The sequence below is a fragment of the Streptomyces sp. NBC_00631 genome, from assembly GCF_045206895.1.
Classification (GTDB): Bacteria; Actinomycetota; Actinomycetes; order Streptomycetales; family Streptomycetaceae; genus Streptomyces.
This window is the reverse complement of record NZ_CP107734.1, coordinates 6,663,097-6,679,322: the sequence shown is the minus strand read 5'-3', so window position 1 is coordinate 6,679,322 and position 16,226 is coordinate 6,663,097. Positions and strand designations below refer to the sequence as shown.

The following is a 16,226-nucleotide window of genomic DNA, read 5'->3' as shown; positions in this document are numbered from 1 at the left end:
CACCGCGGCCGGAACCGCCGAGGGACTACTTCTCGTCGCCCTCGTCACGCTTGAGCGCGTCCAGCGCGCGCTTGGTGACCTCGTCCACCGGCCCCAGGGCGGAGATCGTCGCGACCAGGCCCTGCGCCTTGTAGTAGTCGATGATCGGCTCGGTCTGCGTGTGGTAGACCTCAAGCCGCGTGCGGACGGTGTCCTCGGAGTCGTCGTCGCGCTGGTAGAGCTCGCCGCCGCACAGGTCGCAGACGCCCTCCGCCTTCGGCGGGCTGTACGTCACGTGGAAGACGTGCTCCGCCTTGTTGCGGCACAGGCGGCGCCCGGCGATCCGCTTGACGACCTCTTCCTCGGGGACTTCGAGGTCGAGCACGGCGTCCAGCTTGATCTTCTCGGCCTTCAGCAGTTCGTCGAGCGCCTCGGCCTGCGAGACGTTGCGCGGGAAACCGTCCAGCAGGAAGCCGTTCACGGCGTCCTGCTGCTCCATGCGGTCCTTGGCCATGGCGATGGTGACCTCGTCGGGGACCAGGTTGCCGGCGTCCATGTAGGACTTCGCGAGTTTCCCGAGCTCCGTCTCCTGGCTGATGTTGGCGCGGAACAGGTCGCCCGTGGAGATGTGCGGGATCTGCAGCTCCTTGGCAAGGCGAACGGCTTGCGTTCCCTTACCGGCGCCAGGCGGCCCGACGAGGACGATTCGCATCAGCGGAGGAACCCTTCGTAATTGCGCTGCTGGAGCTGGCTCTCGATCTGCTTCACCGTTTCGAGGCCGACACCCACGATGATCAGGATGCTGGTGCCACCGAACGGGAAGTTGTTGCTTGCCCCAAAGCCCACCAACGCCATCGTCGGCACGAGAGCGATCAGCCCCAGATACAGCGAACCCGGCCAGGTGATCCGGTTGAGCACGTACGACAGGTACTCAGCGGTCGGTCGGCCAGCCCGGATGCCCGGGATGAAGCCACCATACTTCTTCATGTTGTCGGCTACTTCCTCGGGGTTGAAGGAAATAGCGACGTAGAAGAACGCGAAGAAAACGATGAGCAAGAAGTACGAAACGATGTAAATCGGGTGGTCACCCTTGGTCAGGTTCTGGGTGACCCACTCCTTCCAGCCCGAGTTGCCGCCGGCGAACTGCGCCACGAGCGCCGGAATGTAGAGCAGCGAGGAGGCGAAGATGACCGGAATCACACCGGCCTGGTTCACCTTGAGCGGGATGTACGTCGAGGTACCACCGTAGGAACGGCGGCCGATCATGCGCTTCGCGTACTGCACCGGAATGCGGCGCTGAGCCTGCTCGACGAAGACCACCAGCGCGACCATGACCAGACCCACCGCGATGACCGAGCCGAACTCGATCCAGCCGTCGGCCAGGGTCCCCTGCTTCTTGATGGTCCACAGCGCCGACGGGAAGGTCGCGGCGATCGAGATGAACATCAGGATCGACATGCCGTTGCCGATGCCGCGGTCGGTGATCAGCTCACCGAGCCACATGACCACGGCCGTGCCGGCGGTCATGCAGATGACCATGGTGATGGTCGTGAAGATCGCCTGGTCCGGGACGATGCTGGAGGCGACCGTGCAGCCGGAGAACAGGGCGCCGCTGCGGGCGGTGGCCACCAGGCCGGTGCCCTGCAGGATGGCGAGCGCCACCGTCAGGTACCGGGTGTACTGCGTGATCTTCGCCGTACCCGCCTGGCCCTCCTTCTTCAGGGCTTCCAGACGCGGGATGACCACGGTCAGCAGCTGAAGGATGATGCTGGCGGTGATGTACGGCATGATGCCGAGCGCGAAGACCGTGATCTGCAGCAGCGCGCCGCCGCTGAACATGTTCACCAGACCGAACAGGCCCTGGTTGCCGGACGCCTCGCTGACACACGTCTGGACGGCTTTGTAGTTGACGCCGGGGATCGGGATGTGGGTACCGACCCGGTACACCACGATGATGCCGAGCGTGAAGAGCAGCTTCTTGCGCAGGTCGGGCGTCCTGAACGCCCGGGCGAACGCGGTGAGCACGGTGCCTCCTGCGACCCCCGCGCAACTGCGTCAAGGGTGACGGTCTTGAGGTTCGACGAATGAGAAAAGAACAGTGCTGGCCACCTTACCGGCCGCACTGCCCCCCTAGGAACGACCAACCGGGGATACCTCATTGTGAGGTATCCCCGGTCGGGATTGCTTACGTCATCGAGACGTCCGAAAAAATCAGACGAGCTCGGTGACGGTGCCGCCGGCGGCGGTGATCTTCTCCTTGGCGGAGCCGGAGACGGCGTCGACCGTCACCTGCAGCGCCACGGAGACCTCACCCTGGCCGAGGACCTTGACCAGCGCGTTCTTGCGAACGGCACCCTTGGCCACCAGGCCCTCGACGGTGACCTCGCCACCCTCCGGGTACAGCGCGGCCAGCTTGTCGAGGTTCACGACCTGGTACTCGGTCTTGAACGGGTTCTTGAAGCCCTTCAGCTTCGGAAGACGCATGTGGAGGGGCATCTGGCCACCCTCGAAGCGCTCCGGAACCTGGTAACGGGCCTTCGTACCCTTGGTACCACGACCGGCCGTCTTACCCTTCGACGCCTCACCACGACCGACACGGGTCTTGGCGGTCTTGGCGCCGGGGGCCGGACGGAGGTTGTGGATCTTGAGCGGGTTCTGCTCCGCCATGATCAGTCGACCTCCTCGACCGTCACGAGGTGGCGGACGGTGTGCACCATGCCGCGGAACTCGGGGCGGTCCTCCTTGACGACCTGCGTGTTGATGCCCTTGAGACCAAGGGAACGCAGGGTGTCACGGTGGTTCTGCTTGCTGCCGATGTAGGACTTGACCTGCGTGATCTTGAGCTGAGCCATCACGCACCCGCCCCGGCACGCGCACGCAGCAGGGCCGCGGGGGCGACGTCCTCAAGGGGCAGACCGCGGCGGGCCGCGATCTCCTCGGGACGCTGCAGGCCCTTCAGGGCCGCCACGGTCGCGTGCACGATGTTGATCGCGTTGTCGGAGCCGAGCGACTTCGACAGCACGTCGTGGATACCGGCGCACTCCAGGACGGCACGCACGGGACCACCGGCGATAACACCGGTACCCGGCGAAGCCGGCTTGAGGAGAACGACGCCGGCAGCCTTCTCACCCTGGATCGGGTGCGGGATGGTGCCCTGGATACGCGGGACCTTGAAGAAGTGCTTCTTGGCCTCCTCAACGCCCTTGGCGATGGCGGCCGGCACCTCCTTGGCCTTGCCGTAACCGACACCCACGGTGCCGTCACCGTCGCCCACCACGACCAGCGCGGTGAAGCTGAAGCGACGACCACCCTTCACAACCTTGGCGACGCGGTTGATCGCGACAACGCGCTCAACGTACGCGGTCTTCTCGGCGGCAGCAGCGCCGCCGTCACGGCCCTTCCGGTCCCGCCGCTCGCCGCCACCGGCACCGCCACCGCGGCGCTGGGGTCCAGCCATTGGATTACCTCTCTCTTTCCGCTAGCTACAAGCGGCTCAGAACTTGAGCCCGGCTTCGCGGGCGGCGTCCGCCAGGGCGGCGATGCGCCCGGCGTACTGGTTGCCACCACGGTCGAACACCACGGCCTCGACACCGGCGGCCTTGGCACGCTCGGCGACCAGGGCGCCGACCTGCTTGGCCTGCGCGGACTTGTCGCCCTCGCCACCGCGGACCGACACGTCCAGAGTGGACGCGGAAGCCAGGGTGTGGCCCTTCAGGTCGTCGATCACCTGCGCCACGATGTGGCGGTTGGAGCGGGTCACGACCAGACGGGGACGCTCCGCCGTACCGGAAAGGTTCTTGCGGATCCGGATGTGACGGCGCTTGATCGCGGCGCGCTTGTAAGCGTCGCCCTTGAGGATCTTCTGCCCGTATGCCATGGCTTACTTACCCGCCTTTCCGACCTTGCGGCGGATGACTTCGCCCTCGTACTTGACGCCCTTGGCCTTGTACGGGTCGGGCTTGCGCAGCTTGCGGATGTTGGCCGCGACCTCGCCGACCTTCTGCTTGTCGATGCCCTCGACCGAGAAACGGGTCGGAGCCTCGACCTTGAAGGTGATGCCCTCGGGGGCCTCGACCAGGATCGGGTGGCTGTAACCGAGCGCGAACTCGAGGTTCGAGCCCTTGGCGGTCACGCGGTAACCGACACCGCTGATTTCGAGCTTCTTCACGTAACCCTGGGTCACGCCGGTGATCATGTTCGCCACCAGCGTGCGGGACAGGCCGTGCAGGGCCTTGCTCTGACGCTCGTCGTTGGGGCGGGTCACCGCGAGAGTGCCGTCCTCGCCCTTGGCGATGTCGATCGGTGCCACGACGGTGTGGGTCAGCTCGCCCTTGGGGCCCTTGACCTTCACCGTGCGGCCGTCGATGGTGACGTCCACGCCGGCGGGAACCGCGATGGGGAGCTTGCCGATGCGCGACATAGCTGTTTCCTCCGTTCCCTTCTGCTACCAGACGTAGGCGAGGACTTCCCCACCCACGCCCTTCTTGCCGGCCTGCTTGTCGGTGAGGAGCCCGTGCGACGTGGAGATGATCGCCACGCCCAGGCCGCCGAGCACCTTCGGCAGGTTGGTGGACTTCGCGTACACCCGGAGACCGGGCTTGGAGATCCGCTTGATGCCCGCGATGGAGCGCTCACGGTTGGGACCGAACTTCAGGTCCAGGACGAGGTTCTTGCCGACCTCGGCGTCCTCGACCTTCCAGCCCGTGATGAAGCCCTCCTGCTGGAGGATCTCCGCGATGTGAGACTTGATCTTGGACGCCGGCATCGTCACGGAGTCGTGGTATGCCGAGTTCGCGTTCCGCAGACGCGTAAGCATGTCTGCGATCGGATCAGTCATGGTCATGAATTGGCCTTCGGCCTCTCTCGCCGGGGTTTCCAGGTGCCCATCCCTCTCCTCGATCCGAGACGAGGCGGGTGCGGTGCGGTGGACCTACGGCGTAGTAAGCAAACATTTGCGGGCCTGCCCGCGGGCGTACGGGCGACCATCAGGCGCCCAACCCTCCAAGCCTAAGCCATGAAGAGGTGGGCGCCTGACACGCCCATTGCTTACCGAGAGCTTCGGGAATCCCTAAAAGGCAGGATTACCAGGAGCTCTTGGTCACGCCCGGCAGCTCGCCACGGTGAGCCATCTCACGAAGGCAGACGCGGCACAGGCCGAACTTGCGGTACACGGAGTGCGGACGGCCGCAGCGCTGGCAGCGCGTGTAGCCACGCACCCCGAACTTGGGCTTGCGAGCAGCCTTGGCAATCAGAGCCTTCTTCGCCATCTCGCTCACGCCTCCTTGAACGGGAAGCCGAGGTGACGAAGGAGCGCGCGGCCCTCAGCGTCGTTGGTCGCCGTGGTGACCACGGTGATGTCCATGCCCCGGGTACGGTCGATCTTGTCCTGGTCGATCTCGTGGAACATGACCTGCTCCGTGAGACCGAAGGTGTAGTTGCCACGGCCGTCGAACTGCTTGGGGGACAGACCACGGAAGTCGCGGATGCGCGGCAGCGCGAGCGACAGGGTGCGGTCCAGGAACTCCCACATGCGGTCGCCACGGAGCGTGACGTGGGCACCGATCGGCTGGCCCTCACGCAGCTTGAACTGCGCGATGGACTTGCGGGCCTTGGTGACCTGCGGCTTCTGACCGGTGATCGTGGTGAGGTCGCGGATGGCGCCCTCGATCAGCTTGGAGTCACGGGCGGCGTCGCCGACACCCATGTTGACCACGATCTTGACGAGGCCGGGAATCTGCATGACGTTCTCGTACTTGAACTCGTCACGCATCTTGCCCGCGATCTCCTCGCGGTACTTCTGCTTCAGACGCGGAGTGGTGGTGGTAGCCATCAGATGTCCTCACCCGTCCGCTTGGCAACGCGGATCTTGTTGCCTTCGTCGTCGAAGCGGTAACCGACACGCGTGACGACCTTGTTGCCGTCCTTCTCAACGACCAGCTGGACGTTGGAGACGTGGACCGGCGCCTCGGTCGTGACGATGCCGCCGGCCTGCGAACCGCGAGCGGTCGGGCCGGCCTTGGTGTGCTTCTTGACCCGGTTGACACCCTCGACCAGGACGCGGTCCTCGCGGGGGTAGGCCGCGATGACCTTGCCCTGCTTGCCCTTGTCCTTACCGGTGATGACCTGGACCAGGTCGCCCTTCTTGATCTTCATGCTTACAGCACCTCCGGCGCGAGCGAGATGATCTTCATGAACTTCTTCTCGCGCAGCTCCCGGCCGACCGGGCCGAAGATGCGGGTGCCGCGAGGGTCGCCGTCGTTCTTCAGAATGACAGCGGCGTTCTCGTCGAAGCGGATGTACGAGCCGTCCGGACGGCGGCGCTCCTTGACGGTGCGAACGATGACCGCCTTGACGACGTCACCCTTCTTCACGTTGCCGCCGGGGATCGCGTCCTTGACCGTGGCGACGATGACGTCACCGATGCCCGCGTAGCGGCGACCGGAGCCACCGAGCACACGGATGCAAAGGATCTCCTTCGCACCAGTGTTGTCGGCGACGCGCAGTCGCGACTCCTGCTGGATCACGTCTATCTCCTGTGTGTCTGCCGGTTCCCCGGGAGCCGCTCAGCGAAGCGGCTCCCGGAGCCTGGCGGAACTGTCCTGCGAGGGATGCCCCGCAGGAGACTTACTTGGCCTTTTCGAGGATCTCGACGACGCGCCAGCGCTTCGTCGCGGACAGCGGCCGGGTCTCCATGAGGAGGACACGGTCGCCGACGCCCGCGGCGTTCTGCTCGTCGTGCGCCTTCAGCTTGTTCGTACGGCGGATGACCTTGCCGTACAGCGCGTGCTTGACGCGGTCCTCGACGGCGACGACGACGGTCTTGTCCATCTTGTCGCTGACGACGAGACCCTCACGGGTCTTGCGGAAACCGCGCGCCTCGGTGTTCTCGTTCACATTGCTCTCGCTCATCAGGCGCTCTCCACCGTTTCGATGCCCAGCTCACGCTCGCGCATCAGGGTGTAGATCCGCGCGATGTCCTTACGGACGGCCTTGAGCCGACCGTGGTTTTCGAGCTGACCCGTGGCCGCCTGGAAGCGGAGGTTGAACAGCTCTTCCTTGGCCTCGCGGAGCTTGCCCAGCAGCTCCTCGTTGCCCAGCTCGCGCAGCTCGGACGCCTTGGTACCGGCCGACATCACGCTTCACCTGCCTCGCGCTTGACGATCCGGCACTTCATCGGCAGCTTGTGGGCTGCGCGAGTGAGGGCCTCACGCGCAATCTTCTCGTTGGGGTACGACAGCTCGAACATCACGCGTCCGGGCTTGACGTTGGCGATCCACCACTCCGGAGAACCCTTACCGGAACCCATGCGGGTCTCGGCGGGCTTCTTGGTGAGCGGACGGTCCGGGTAGATGTTGATCCAGACCTTGCCACCACGCTTGATGTGACGCGTCATGGCGATACGAGCGGCCTCGATCTGACGGTTCGTCACATACGCCGGGGTGAGCGCCTGGATGCCGTACTCGCCGAACGCAACCTGGGTACCGCCCTTGGCAGCGCCGTCGCGCTTCGGGTGGTGCTGCTTGCGGTGCTTGACCCTACGGGGGATCAGCATGTCGGTCAGGCCTCCGTTCCGGTGCTCTCAGCCGGAGCGGCGGCGGGGGCCTCGGCCTTGGGGGCCTCGGCGCCGGCAGCCTGCTGCGGCTTGCGACCGCGCCGCTCGCCACCGCGGCCACCACGGGCCGGGCGGTCGGCAGCGCCGCCACCACGGGCCGGGCGGTTGCCGGCACGGGCTGCGGCGTTCTCGGCGCGGACCTCGGCGATGTTCTTGACGTCGCCCTTGTAGATCCAGACCTTCACACCGATGCGGCCGAAGGTCGTCTTGGCCTCGAAGAAGCCGTAGTCCACGTTCGCGCGGAGCGTGTGCAGGGGCACGCGGCCCTCGCGGTAGAACTCCGAGCGGGACATCTCGGCGCCGCCGAGGCGGCCGCCGCACTGGATCTTGATGCCCTTGGCGCCGGCCTTCATCGCCGACTGCATGCTCTTGCGCATGGCACGGCGGAAGGAGACGCGGGAGGAGAGCTGCTCGGCGACGGCCTGAGCAACCAGCTGAGCGTCCGTCTCCGGGTTCTTGACCTCAAGGATGTTCAGCTGGACCTGCTTGCCGGTCAGCTTCTCGAGGTCACCGCGGATGCGGTCGGCCTCGGCGCCACGGCGGCCGATGACGATGCCCGGACGCGCGGTGTGGATGTCCACACGCACACGGTCACGGGTGCGCTCGATCTCCACCTTCGAGATACCGGCGCGCTCCATGCCGGACGTCATCATCCGACGGATGGCGACGTCTTCCTTGACGTAGTCCTTGTACAGCTTGTCGGCGTACCACCGGGACTTGAAGTCCGTGGTGATGCCGAGCCGGAACCCATGCGGGTTAACCTTCTGGCCCATTACCGGGTTCCTTCCTTGCTGCTGACGACCACGGTGATGTGGCTGGTCCGCTTGCGGATCCGGTAGGCACGGCCCTGGGCACGCGGCCGGAACCGCTTCAGGGTCGGGCCCTCGTCGACGTACGCCTCGGAGATGAAGAGGCTGTCGGCGTCGGTGTGGTCGTAGTTGTGCGCGGCGTTGGCGATGGCGCTGTCGAGCACCTTGCCGACGGGCACGGAGGCTGCCTGCGGAGCGAATCGCAGAACAGCCTGAGCCTCCGTGGCGTCCATGCCACGGATAAGGTCCACCACGCGGCGGGCCTTCATGGGCGTAACGCGGATGTACCGCGCCTGGGCCCTGGCTTCCATGGTTGTCCCTCTCAGTTACTTACGTGTCTGAATGCGATCCGCTACTAGCGGCGCTTCGACTTCCGGTCGTCCTTGACGTGGCCCCGGAAGGTGCGCGTCGGCGAGAACTCGCCGAGCTTGTGGCCGACCATCGACTCGGTGACGAACACCGGGATGTGGGTCTTGCCGTTGTGCACCGCGAGGGTGTGACCCAGCATGGCCGGGACGATCATCGAGCGGCGGGACCAGGTCTTGATGACGTTCTTGGTGCCGGCTTCGTTCTGGGCGTCCACCTTCTTGATCAGGTGGTCGTCGACGAAGGGCCCCTTCTTCAAGCTACGAGGCATCTCAACCAGTCCTTAACGCTTCTTGTTCGTCTTGCGGCGGCGGACGATGTACTTGTTCGACGCCTTCTTGGGCGAACGAGTACGACCTTCCTTCTTGCCCCACGGGGAGACGGGGTGACGACCACCGGACGTCCGGCCCTCACCACCACCGTGCGGGTGGTCGACCGGGTTCATGACGACACCACGGACGGTCGGGCGAACGCCCAGCCACCGCTTGCGGCCGGCCTTGCCCCAGTTGATGTTCGACTGCTCGGCGTTGCCGACCTCACCGACGGTGGCGCGGCAGCGCGCGTCCACCATGCGGATCTCGCCGGACGGCATACGGAGGGTCGCCATGGCGCCCTCACGGGCGAGCAGCTGCACCGAGGCACCCGCGGAACGGGCGAACTTGGCGCCACCGCCGGGACGGAGCTCGATCGCGTGGACCGTGGTACCGACCGGGATGTTACGGAGGGCCAGGTTGTTGCCCGGCTTGATGTCGGCCCCGGGACCGTTCTCCACGGTGTCGCCCTGCTGCAGGTTGCGCGGGGCGAGGATGTAGCGCTTCTCGCCGTCCGCGTAGTGCAGCAGCGCGATGCGCGCGGTGCGGTTGGGGTCGTACTCGATGTGCGCGACCTTCGCCGGCACGCCGTCCTTGTCGTGACGACGGAAGTCGATCACGCGGTAGGCGCGCTTGTGTCCGCCACCCTGGTGGCGAACGGTCACACGACCGGCGTTGTTACGGCCGCCCTTGCTGTGCAGGGGGCGGACCAGCGACTTCTCCGGCGTGGACCGCGTGACCTCGACGAAGTCGGCGACGCTGGCGCCACGACGGCCCGGCGTAGTCGGCTTGTACTTGCGGATTCCCATTTCTCAGTCCTCGTCCGATATCGGACGATCCGACCCGCTTACGCGGTCGGACCGCCGAAGATGTCGATACGGTCGCCCTCGGCAAGGGTCACGATCGCGCGCTTGCTGCCGGCACGCTGACCGAAACCGGTCTTCGTGCGCTTGCGCTTGCCCTGGCGGTTGAGCGTGTTGACCCCGGTGACCGTGACCGAGAAGACCGCCTGGACGGCCTGCTTGATCTGGGTCTTGTTGGCGTTCGGGGCAACGATGAACGTGTACTTGTTCTCGTCGAGGAGCGCGTAGCTCTTCTCCGAGACGACCGGCTTCAGCAGGACGTCACGGGGGTCCGTGTACGACTTGCTCAGCGGGGTCTCGACGGTGTTCTTGCCCTCGGCCTCGTGGCGGCGCGCCTTCGCGACGCGGGCGGCCTTGGCGGCCTTGGCGGCCTTCGAGGCGATGCTCGGGTGACGGATGGCCATCAGACCTCGGTCCCTTCGGTGTCGTTGGCCTTCGGGCCGGCGACGAAGGACTCGAAGGCGGTCTGGGTGAAGACCACGTCGTCCGAGACGATCACGTCGTACGTGTTCAGCTGGCCCGGCTCCAGGATGTGGACCTGGGGCAGGTTGCGGGCGGACAGCCACGCGGCCTCGTCGGCGCGGTCGACGACCAGGAGCAGGTTCTTGCGCTCCGAGATCTTGCCGAACAGCGTGCGAGCGGCCTTGGTGCTGGGGGTCTCGCCCTCGATCACGCCGGAGACGACGTGGATGCGGTTGTGACGCGCCCGGTCGGTGAGGGCGTGACGCAGAGCGGCAGCCTTCATCTTCTTGGGGGTGCGCTGCGAGTAGTCACGCGGCTGCGGGCCGTGGACGACGCCACCGCCGGCGAACTGCGGCGCGCGGGTCGAGCCCTGACGGGCGCGGCCGGTGCCCTTCTGGCGGTAAGGCTTCTTGCCACCACCACGGACCTCGCCACGGGTCTTCGTCTTGTGCGTGCCCTGGCGGGCAGCCGCGTTCTGCGCGACGACGACCTGGTGGATCAGCGGGATGCTGACCTTCTCCACGCCGAAGATCTCCGCGGGGAGCTCGACGGTTCCGGTCTTCTCGCCGGCAGGCGAAAGGATGTCAACAGTGCTCATCGGTACCTCAGGCCCCCTTGGCCGCGGTGCGGACCAGGACGAGGCCGCCGTTCGGACCGGGAACCGCGCCCTTGATGAGCAGCAGACCCTTCTCCGCGTCAACGGCGTGGACGGTCAGGTTCTGGGTGGTGACACGCTCGTTGCCCATGCGACCCGCCATGCGGAGGCCCTTGAACACGCGGCCCGGGGTGGCGCAGCCACCGATGGAACCGGGCGAGCGGTGCTTGCGCTGGGTGCCGTGGCCGGCGCCGAGGCCCTTGAAGTTGTGACGCTTCATGACACCGGCGAAGCCCTTGCCCTTGCTCTTGCCGGTGACGTCGACCTTCACGCCGGCCTCGAAGACCTCGGCGGTGACTTCCTGACCGAGCGTGTACTCGGCGGCGTCAGCCGTCCGGATCTCGACGAGGTGACGACGGGGGGTGACGTCGGCCTTCGCGAAGTGGCCCTTGAGGGGCTTGTTCACCTTGCGCGGGTCGATCTCGCCGAAGGCGATCTGGACCGACTCGTAGCCGTCGACGTCGTTGGTACGGACCTGGGTGACGACGTTGGGGCCGGCCTTGACGACGGTGACCGGAACAACGCGGTTGTTCTCGTCCCACACCTGCGTCATGCCGAGCTTCTCGCCCAGGATGCCCTTGATCTGCTTAGCCATTCTCAGCTCACCGACCCTCAGAGCTTGATCTCGATGTCGACACCGGCCGGGAGGTCGAGTCGCATCAGAGAGTCAACGGTCTTGGGGGTGGGGTCGAGAATGTCGATCAGGCGCTTGTGGGTGCGCATCTCGAAGTGCTCGCGCGAGTCCTTGTACTTGTGCGGCGACTTGATGACGCAGTACACGTTCTTCTCAGTGGGCAGCGGCACCGGGCCCGCGACCGACGCACCAGTGCGGGTCACCGTCTCGACGATCTTCTTCGCCGAGGAGTCGATGACCTCGTGGTCGTAGGCCTTGAGCCGGATGCGGATCTTCTGTCCCGCCATGGCTACTCAGTAGTCCTGTCTCTGTTCAACGCTCTGGAACCCGGCGGTTCCGTTCCGCCTTCTCCTCCGACCCACGCGGTCGGGCGTGTCGCGCTCCCGCTGACACAGATGCCCCTTGTTCGAACATCCCTGCGGGGAATGCACACGGCCCTTCCGGAACCGCAAGCCGGGGGCTGAAGGCCCACCGGGCGCCTGGCCGGTGCCGCACCACACTTCCCGAAAGATTCCCGTACGTCCGCCCCAGTGCTGCCGTAGTGGCAGTTAGGACGACGAGTACTGTGGGACTCGCTTCCGGTCCTCCCGGCGGGAGGCGCACAGCATCAACACTCGACCGAGCAACTCGGACAGTCTGCCATACGGGCCGGGGGGCTGGCCAATCGGGCCGGGGAGCATACCCCCGGAGTGACGCAGGTCAAACACCCACCCGGGCCGTGGCCGTCTCGCCGCCGGTCCCGACCGGGTGATTCCCCGCGATTCCATACTCGCCTTGTCGCAGGACAGGCTAATTTTCGCTCTTGATCAGGGCACGTACGCCGGGAGGTCCCACGTCATGGTCAAGGTGCGGCTGGGGACAAGCCGGGAGCACGTCGCCGAGCTGGCTCGGCTCCGCGATCCCGTCGGCGCGATCGAGGAGCTGATCTGGAACAGCGTCGACGCCGACGCCGCACACGTGGCCGTCACGCTGGAGCGCAACGACCTGGGCGGCGTGGACAGGGTTCGCCTCCAGGACGACGGCAGCGGGATGTCGGCCGAGCACTGCGAGGAGTATTTCCGGCCCATCGGCGCCTCCTGGAAGAAGCGCGCGCAGGGAAGCCCGGTGAAGAAGCGCGCGCTGCACGGGAAGAACGGACGCGGGCGGGTACGCGCCTTCGCCCTCGGCCCCCGGGTGCGCTGGACCAGCGTCAGCGACGCCCTGGGAGGCCGGCAGCAGCTGGTGATAGAGGCGGACCGGCGTTCCATGGACGAGTTCGACATCGGCGACCCGGAACCCACCGACGATCCCACTGGCACGCTGTTCGAAGCATTCGGCGGTGACGAACAGCTGGACCTGCTGGCCGACGAGCGGGCCAGATCGTCACTCACCACGGCTTTCGCCACGTACCTGGAGAAGTATCCGGACGTCCGCATCGAATACGACGGCCAGAACCTCGACCCGGCCGCAGAGCAGATCCACGTCCGTGACTACGTCCTGCCGTCGCCTTCGGACTGGAACGGCGAGCCCGCGCGCCTGAAGATCGTGGAATGGCGCAGGCCCGTCACTCGGGCACTGTTCCTGTGCGACGGCCAGGGCATGTCCCGGGCTCACCTCAAGCCAGGGATCCAGGCTCCCGCCTTCGAGTTCACCGCCCATCTGACCTGGGCCGGGTTCGATGACGTCGACGCCGAGGAGCTCGCCTTCACCGACTGGGCGTCGAACGGACCTCACGCCGAGGTGCTCGCAGCCGCACGTGAACAGCTCAAGGTCCACTTCCGGGCCCGGGTGGACGAGCGTCGGCGGGAGCAGGTAGCCCAATGGCGACGGGAAGGCATCTACCCCTACACGGGGCAGCCTGCCGACGCACTCGAACGCACCGAACGCGAGACGTTCGACGCGGTGGCCACGACCGTCTTCCGGCACCTTCCCAAATCCACCGGTACCCGCAGGACCACCTTCGCCTTTCTCCGGTCCGTGCTCGCGCACGAGCCCTCGGACGTGCTGCGCATCGCCGAGGAACTGTTCAGCCTCTCCAAGCAGGAACGGGAGCAGCTCAACCGACTCCTCGACCGCACTCCCTGCCCGCGAGGCCCGCTCCGACAGGCCCGGACACGACCGGACAAGCCCTGGACAGTCACCGTACGCAACGGCCTCGTCGCTCACCAAGGTAAGCGCAACCCGCCACGCTGAGTGACGTGAATCAGGAAACCGCCACCTCCGAAGTACAACTCAACAGCCCCGTCCGCAACTTCAGCGTGCCGCTGTCCTCCACCCCGTGCGGCGCCCGCCTCGCCCGTCTCCTCGCCAACGAGCAACTGCGCGACTGGGGACTGCCCACGCATCCGGCGGACCACCTCGTGGCCGAACTCGCCGCCAACGCCGTCACGCACGGCCGCGTCCCCGGCCGCGACTTCCGTCTCACCCTCTACGTCATCGGTGACACGCTCCGCGTCGAAGTCACCGACACACGCGGGGACCGGCTGCCGTACGCCCGAGAGACCGCCCCGGACGGCGAGTCCGGCCGCGGCCTCCTCCTCGTGGACGCGCTCGCCGACCGCTGGGGCGTGGCCCACGGCCCGGCTCCGCGCAAGACCGTCTGGGCCGAAGTCGGGGTCCGCCCCACCGGATCGCGGTCCGTCACGTCCCGGTGCCCCACCGCCCGGCCCGGCGCGTGATCAAAGCTTTTCCATGACCCGGGGGGAAATACCGACCCAACCCCACCCCACCGATCCCCCACAGCAACCCTGGTCACCCGGAAGAGTGGTGATCCTCAACTCGACTGGATTTCAGCCCGGTTCGCTGCCATATGCTCACCGCAAACCACACCACCGCAGACATGCGACGGCCCCCGCCGGGACGGCAATCCCAGTGCGAGGGCCTGACCACCGAGGAAGTCTGGAGCTTCCCGATGGATACCCAGCACTGTAGCGCGCCCGCCTTCGCCCGGCCGCTCAATCCCCGTGGCGTCACCCACATCAACACCCCGCACACCACCCGCTTCACGGTCGTCGGCAACCACCTCGCCCAGCACCGGAAGCTCTCCCTCACCGCGATCGGCCTCGCCGTCCACATCCAGTCGCTGCCCGAGCAGGCCCCCGTCGACATCAAGACCCTCGCCGACCGCTTCACCGAGGGCGAGACCCGTATCGCCGCCGCCCTGCGCGAGCTCAAGGCCCACGGCTACCTGGCACAAGTCCGCAAGCAGCTGCCCAACGGCCGCTTCGTCACGCACACGGTGTCGTACAACCAGCCCCTGGCGACGACCGGGGCACCGCATGCCGAGGCGAGTGTCAACCGGCCTCCCCAGCCCCCTCCCTCTCGCCCGGCTCCGCGGCAAGACGCACCCCCGCCGCAGCCACCCGAAGTGCGGGCCACCCCCGGAGCCGAGCGTGAAACCGCCCCAGAGCCCACCCCGGAGAACGTCGCCGTGGTCAAACCCCCGCTCCCCGGACCGCAAACCCCCGACCTGGAACGCCACCGCACCGCCGCCACCCTCCTCGCCACGCTCCACCACGACGACCGCCGCCTCGTCCTGTCCGAACGCGACGTCCGCTGTCTCACCCCCGCTGTTGCCGCCTGGCTGGAACGCGGCGTTTCCACCGAGGCCGTACGCCACACCCTCACGGCGAACCTCCCGCCCAGGCCTCGTCACCCAGCAGCCTTGCTGGCCCACCGCCTCACCGAGTTCCTGCCACCCTCGGCACCACAGGCACCGACCCCCCGGTCATCGGGCCAGAGCCACGCTGCCCCTCCCCCACTCCACAGCTGCGAGGGCTGCGAGCGCGCGATCCGCACACCCGCACCCGGGTCCTACTGTCGTGAATGCCGTGACGCAGGCGGTCTGGGCATCGACACAGCGGCCTGAGCCTTCGCGCCTCGGCTGTCCGAGCCGTGTCCGTCAGACGGACTCCAGCAACTGCTCAAGTTCCTGGTCGTACGCCCGGTAACCCGCTTTCCCGGCCTCTGGCGCGCCGGACTGGGGATGGAGGATGGCCGGGAGGTGACCGACACGCCACATGCGGTGGACCAGCTCAGGCGTAGCCGCACCGGTCGGGTCCGCCAGCTCGGAGGCGATGCCGAGAAGTCGGGCGATTCGTCCCGCACCGGTGCCCGTGTCCGTACCGGCCGCGAGGGCCGCGTTCACCAGGGCCTGGAGAAGGTTGACGAGCTGCAGGTCGGCGGCCATACGGCACATGCGCCGCACCATGGCCGGCTCCTCCAGCCTCTCCAGCGGCTGCGGGACCCCGGTGACACCGGCCGACCACAGAAGCAGCGACGCCGCGGACACCTCGTGGTCGCGGAAGTACCCCAGTTCGTCCGCGATGGCCATGGCCCCGTCACCGAATCCGCAGACCGCTCTGACACCTTCGAGCAGGACCTGCACCCGATCGCCGCTGCGGTCCAGGAAATCGGCCATCGACGCATCCGAAAGAGCCCAGGTACCCGTGGAGTTCACTGCACCTACCTCCACGACCCCGCCGAGCGGCCCGAACACCTCACGAGCGAGCACACTCTCCGGCACCGGGAATGCTCGCTCTGCCAAAGTCACTCGC

General features: G+C 66.8%; 27 protein-coding genes. 3 read left to right on the top strand and 24 right to left on the bottom strand.

The genetic code is table 11. The features are described 5' to 3' along the window. Nucleotides 1-25: 25 nt before the first annotated feature. From OHB00_RS30815 to rpsJ, 23 genes are all read right to left on the bottom strand, one after another. Nucleotides 26-691 carry an adenylate kinase gene (locus OHB00_RS30815; RefSeq protein ID WP_406439507.1) on the bottom strand — a complete coding sequence of 222 codons (666 nt, stop codon included), beginning with the start codon at nucleotides 689-691 and terminating at the stop codon, nucleotides 26-28. Next, the gene (secY, locus tag OHB00_RS30810) at nucleotides 691-2,004 is read right to left on the bottom strand and encodes a preprotein translocase subunit SecY (protein WP_406439505.1); all 1,314 of its coding nucleotides are present in this window, start codon (nucleotides 2,002-2,004) and stop codon (nucleotides 691-693) included. The genes OHB00_RS30815 and secY overlap by 1 nt, the downstream gene beginning before the upstream one ends. 186 nt (nucleotides 2,005-2,190) lie before the next feature. Next, the gene (rplO, locus tag OHB00_RS30805; RefSeq protein ID WP_030233862.1) at nucleotides 2,191-2,646 is read right to left on the bottom strand and encodes a 50S ribosomal protein L15; all 456 of its coding nucleotides are present in this window, start codon (nucleotides 2,644-2,646) and stop codon (nucleotides 2,191-2,193) included. Nucleotides 2,647-2,648: 2 nt separating this feature from the next. After that, entirely contained in the window at nucleotides 2,649-2,831 is a 183-nt protein-coding gene (gene rpmD, locus OHB00_RS30800; RefSeq protein WP_003974250.1) for a 50S ribosomal protein L30, read from the bottom strand. After that, complete coding sequence (gene rpsE / locus OHB00_RS30795; RefSeq protein ID WP_003992370.1) at nucleotides 2,831-3,436, bottom strand: 30S ribosomal protein S5; 606 nt, start codon at nucleotides 3,434-3,436, stop codon at nucleotides 2,831-2,833. The genes rpmD and rpsE overlap by 1 nt, the downstream gene beginning before the upstream one ends. Before the next feature lie 36 nt (nucleotides 3,437-3,472). Then, on the bottom strand, nucleotides 3,473-3,856 hold the full coding sequence (gene rplR / locus OHB00_RS30790; protein ID WP_046732375.1) for a 50S ribosomal protein L18: 384 nt from the start codon (nucleotides 3,854-3,856) through the stop codon (nucleotides 3,473-3,475). 3 nt (nucleotides 3,857-3,859) lie between these two features. Then, nucleotides 3,860-4,399 carry a 50S ribosomal protein L6 gene (rplF, locus tag OHB00_RS30785; protein ID WP_046732374.1) on the bottom strand — a complete coding sequence of 180 codons (540 nt, stop codon included), beginning with the start codon at nucleotides 4,397-4,399 and terminating at the stop codon, nucleotides 3,860-3,862. A 24-nt stretch (nucleotides 4,400-4,423) separates the two neighbouring features. Next, the gene (rpsH, locus tag OHB00_RS30780) at nucleotides 4,424-4,822 is read right to left on the bottom strand and encodes a 30S ribosomal protein S8 (protein ID WP_030420829.1); all 399 of its coding nucleotides are present in this window, start codon (nucleotides 4,820-4,822) and stop codon (nucleotides 4,424-4,426) included. A 238-nt stretch (nucleotides 4,823-5,060) separates the two neighbouring features. Beyond that, nucleotides 5,061-5,246 (bottom strand): type Z 30S ribosomal protein S14, encoded by a 186-nt coding sequence (locus OHB00_RS30775; protein WP_003948630.1) that lies wholly within the window; start codon nucleotides 5,244-5,246, stop codon nucleotides 5,061-5,063. A 5-nt stretch (nucleotides 5,247-5,251) separates the two neighbouring features. Then, nucleotides 5,252-5,809 carry a 50S ribosomal protein L5 gene (gene rplE, locus OHB00_RS30770; protein WP_116148543.1) on the bottom strand — a complete coding sequence of 186 codons (558 nt, stop codon included), beginning with the start codon at nucleotides 5,807-5,809 and terminating at the stop codon, nucleotides 5,252-5,254. Continuing rightward, nucleotides 5,809-6,132, bottom strand: coding sequence for a 50S ribosomal protein L24 (gene rplX, locus OHB00_RS30765; RefSeq protein WP_030967306.1), 324 nt, complete (start codon nucleotides 6,130-6,132; stop codon nucleotides 5,809-5,811). Before rplX ends, rplE begins: the two co-directional genes overlap by 1 nt. Nucleotides 6,133-6,134: 2 nt before the next feature. After that, a complete protein-coding gene (rplN, locus tag OHB00_RS30760; RefSeq protein ID WP_003998823.1) occupies nucleotides 6,135-6,503 on the bottom strand; it encodes a 50S ribosomal protein L14 in 369 nt (122 codons plus the stop codon). Between the two features lie 100 nt (nucleotides 6,504-6,603). Further along, the gene (rpsQ, locus tag OHB00_RS30755; protein ID WP_181801298.1) at nucleotides 6,604-6,888 is read right to left on the bottom strand and encodes a 30S ribosomal protein S17; all 285 of its coding nucleotides are present in this window, start codon (nucleotides 6,886-6,888) and stop codon (nucleotides 6,604-6,606) included. Then, the gene (rpmC, locus tag OHB00_RS30750; protein WP_030174543.1) at nucleotides 6,888-7,112 is read right to left on the bottom strand and encodes a 50S ribosomal protein L29; all 225 of its coding nucleotides are present in this window, start codon (nucleotides 7,110-7,112) and stop codon (nucleotides 6,888-6,890) included. The genes rpsQ and rpmC overlap by 1 nt, the downstream gene beginning before the upstream one ends. Continuing rightward, the gene (rplP, locus tag OHB00_RS30745; protein ID WP_046732372.1) at nucleotides 7,112-7,531 is read right to left on the bottom strand and encodes a 50S ribosomal protein L16; all 420 of its coding nucleotides are present in this window, start codon (nucleotides 7,529-7,531) and stop codon (nucleotides 7,112-7,114) included. Before rplP ends, rpmC begins: the two co-directional genes overlap by 1 nt. Before the next feature lie 5 nt (nucleotides 7,532-7,536). Beyond that, entirely contained in the window at nucleotides 7,537-8,364 is an 828-nt protein-coding gene (rpsC, locus tag OHB00_RS30740) for a 30S ribosomal protein S3 (RefSeq protein WP_383712988.1), read from the bottom strand. Next, nucleotides 8,364-8,711, bottom strand: a complete 348-nt coding sequence (gene rplV / locus OHB00_RS30735; protein ID WP_003974262.1) for a 50S ribosomal protein L22 — start codon at nucleotides 8,709-8,711, stop codon at nucleotides 8,364-8,366. The genes rpsC and rplV overlap by 1 nt, the downstream gene beginning before the upstream one ends. A 44-nt stretch (nucleotides 8,712-8,755) precedes the next feature. Then, the gene (gene rpsS / locus OHB00_RS30730) at nucleotides 8,756-9,037 is read right to left on the bottom strand and encodes a 30S ribosomal protein S19 (RefSeq protein WP_003992359.1); all 282 of its coding nucleotides are present in this window, start codon (nucleotides 9,035-9,037) and stop codon (nucleotides 8,756-8,758) included. A 12-nt stretch (nucleotides 9,038-9,049) separates the two neighbouring features. Continuing rightward, on the bottom strand, nucleotides 9,050-9,886 hold the full coding sequence (gene rplB, locus OHB00_RS30725) for a 50S ribosomal protein L2 (RefSeq protein WP_093499642.1): 837 nt from the start codon (nucleotides 9,884-9,886) through the stop codon (nucleotides 9,050-9,052). A 38-nt stretch (nucleotides 9,887-9,924) separates the two neighbouring features. Further along, nucleotides 9,925-10,344, bottom strand: a complete 420-nt coding sequence (gene rplW / locus OHB00_RS30720; RefSeq protein WP_132890198.1) for a 50S ribosomal protein L23 — start codon at nucleotides 10,342-10,344, stop codon at nucleotides 9,925-9,927. Continuing rightward, nucleotides 10,344-11,000, bottom strand: a complete 657-nt coding sequence (gene rplD, locus OHB00_RS30715; protein WP_406439498.1) for a 50S ribosomal protein L4 — start codon at nucleotides 10,998-11,000, stop codon at nucleotides 10,344-10,346. The genes rplW and rplD overlap by 1 nt, the downstream gene beginning before the upstream one ends. 7 nt (nucleotides 11,001-11,007) lie before the next feature. Continuing rightward, a complete protein-coding gene (gene rplC, locus OHB00_RS30710) occupies nucleotides 11,008-11,652 on the bottom strand; it encodes a 50S ribosomal protein L3 (RefSeq protein WP_046732368.1) in 645 nt (214 codons plus the stop codon). Nucleotides 11,653-11,669: 17 nt separating this feature from the next. Then, nucleotides 11,670-11,978: a 30S ribosomal protein S10 gene (gene rpsJ / locus OHB00_RS30705; RefSeq protein WP_003948644.1), complete on the bottom strand. Its 309-nt coding sequence runs from the start codon at nucleotides 11,976-11,978 to the stop codon at nucleotides 11,670-11,672. 550 nt (nucleotides 11,979-12,528) lie between these two features. On the opposite strand from rpsJ, the gene OHB00_RS30700 reads away from it, so the two are divergent. From OHB00_RS30700 to OHB00_RS30690, 3 genes are all read left to right on the top strand, one after another. After that, nucleotides 12,529-13,863, top strand: a complete 1,335-nt coding sequence (locus tag OHB00_RS30700) for an ATP-binding protein (RefSeq protein WP_406439496.1) — start codon at nucleotides 12,529-12,531, stop codon at nucleotides 13,861-13,863. A 5-nt stretch (nucleotides 13,864-13,868) separates the two neighbouring features. After that, a complete protein-coding gene (locus OHB00_RS30695) occupies nucleotides 13,869-14,348 on the top strand; it encodes an ATP-binding protein (protein WP_406439495.1) in 480 nt (159 codons plus the stop codon). Nucleotides 14,349-14,581: 233 nt separating this feature from the next. Then, nucleotides 14,582-15,538, top strand: a complete 957-nt coding sequence (locus OHB00_RS30690) for a helix-turn-helix domain-containing protein (RefSeq protein WP_406439493.1) — start codon at nucleotides 14,582-14,584, stop codon at nucleotides 15,536-15,538. A 33-nt stretch (nucleotides 15,539-15,571) separates the two neighbouring features. Here the strand turns inward: OHB00_RS30690 and OHB00_RS30685 are convergent, their stop codons facing one another. Beyond that, on the bottom strand, nucleotides 15,572-16,090 hold the full coding sequence (locus tag OHB00_RS30685; RefSeq protein WP_294010582.1) for a hypothetical protein: 519 nt from the start codon (nucleotides 16,088-16,090) through the stop codon (nucleotides 15,572-15,574). Nucleotides 16,091-16,226: the final 136 nt, after the last annotated feature.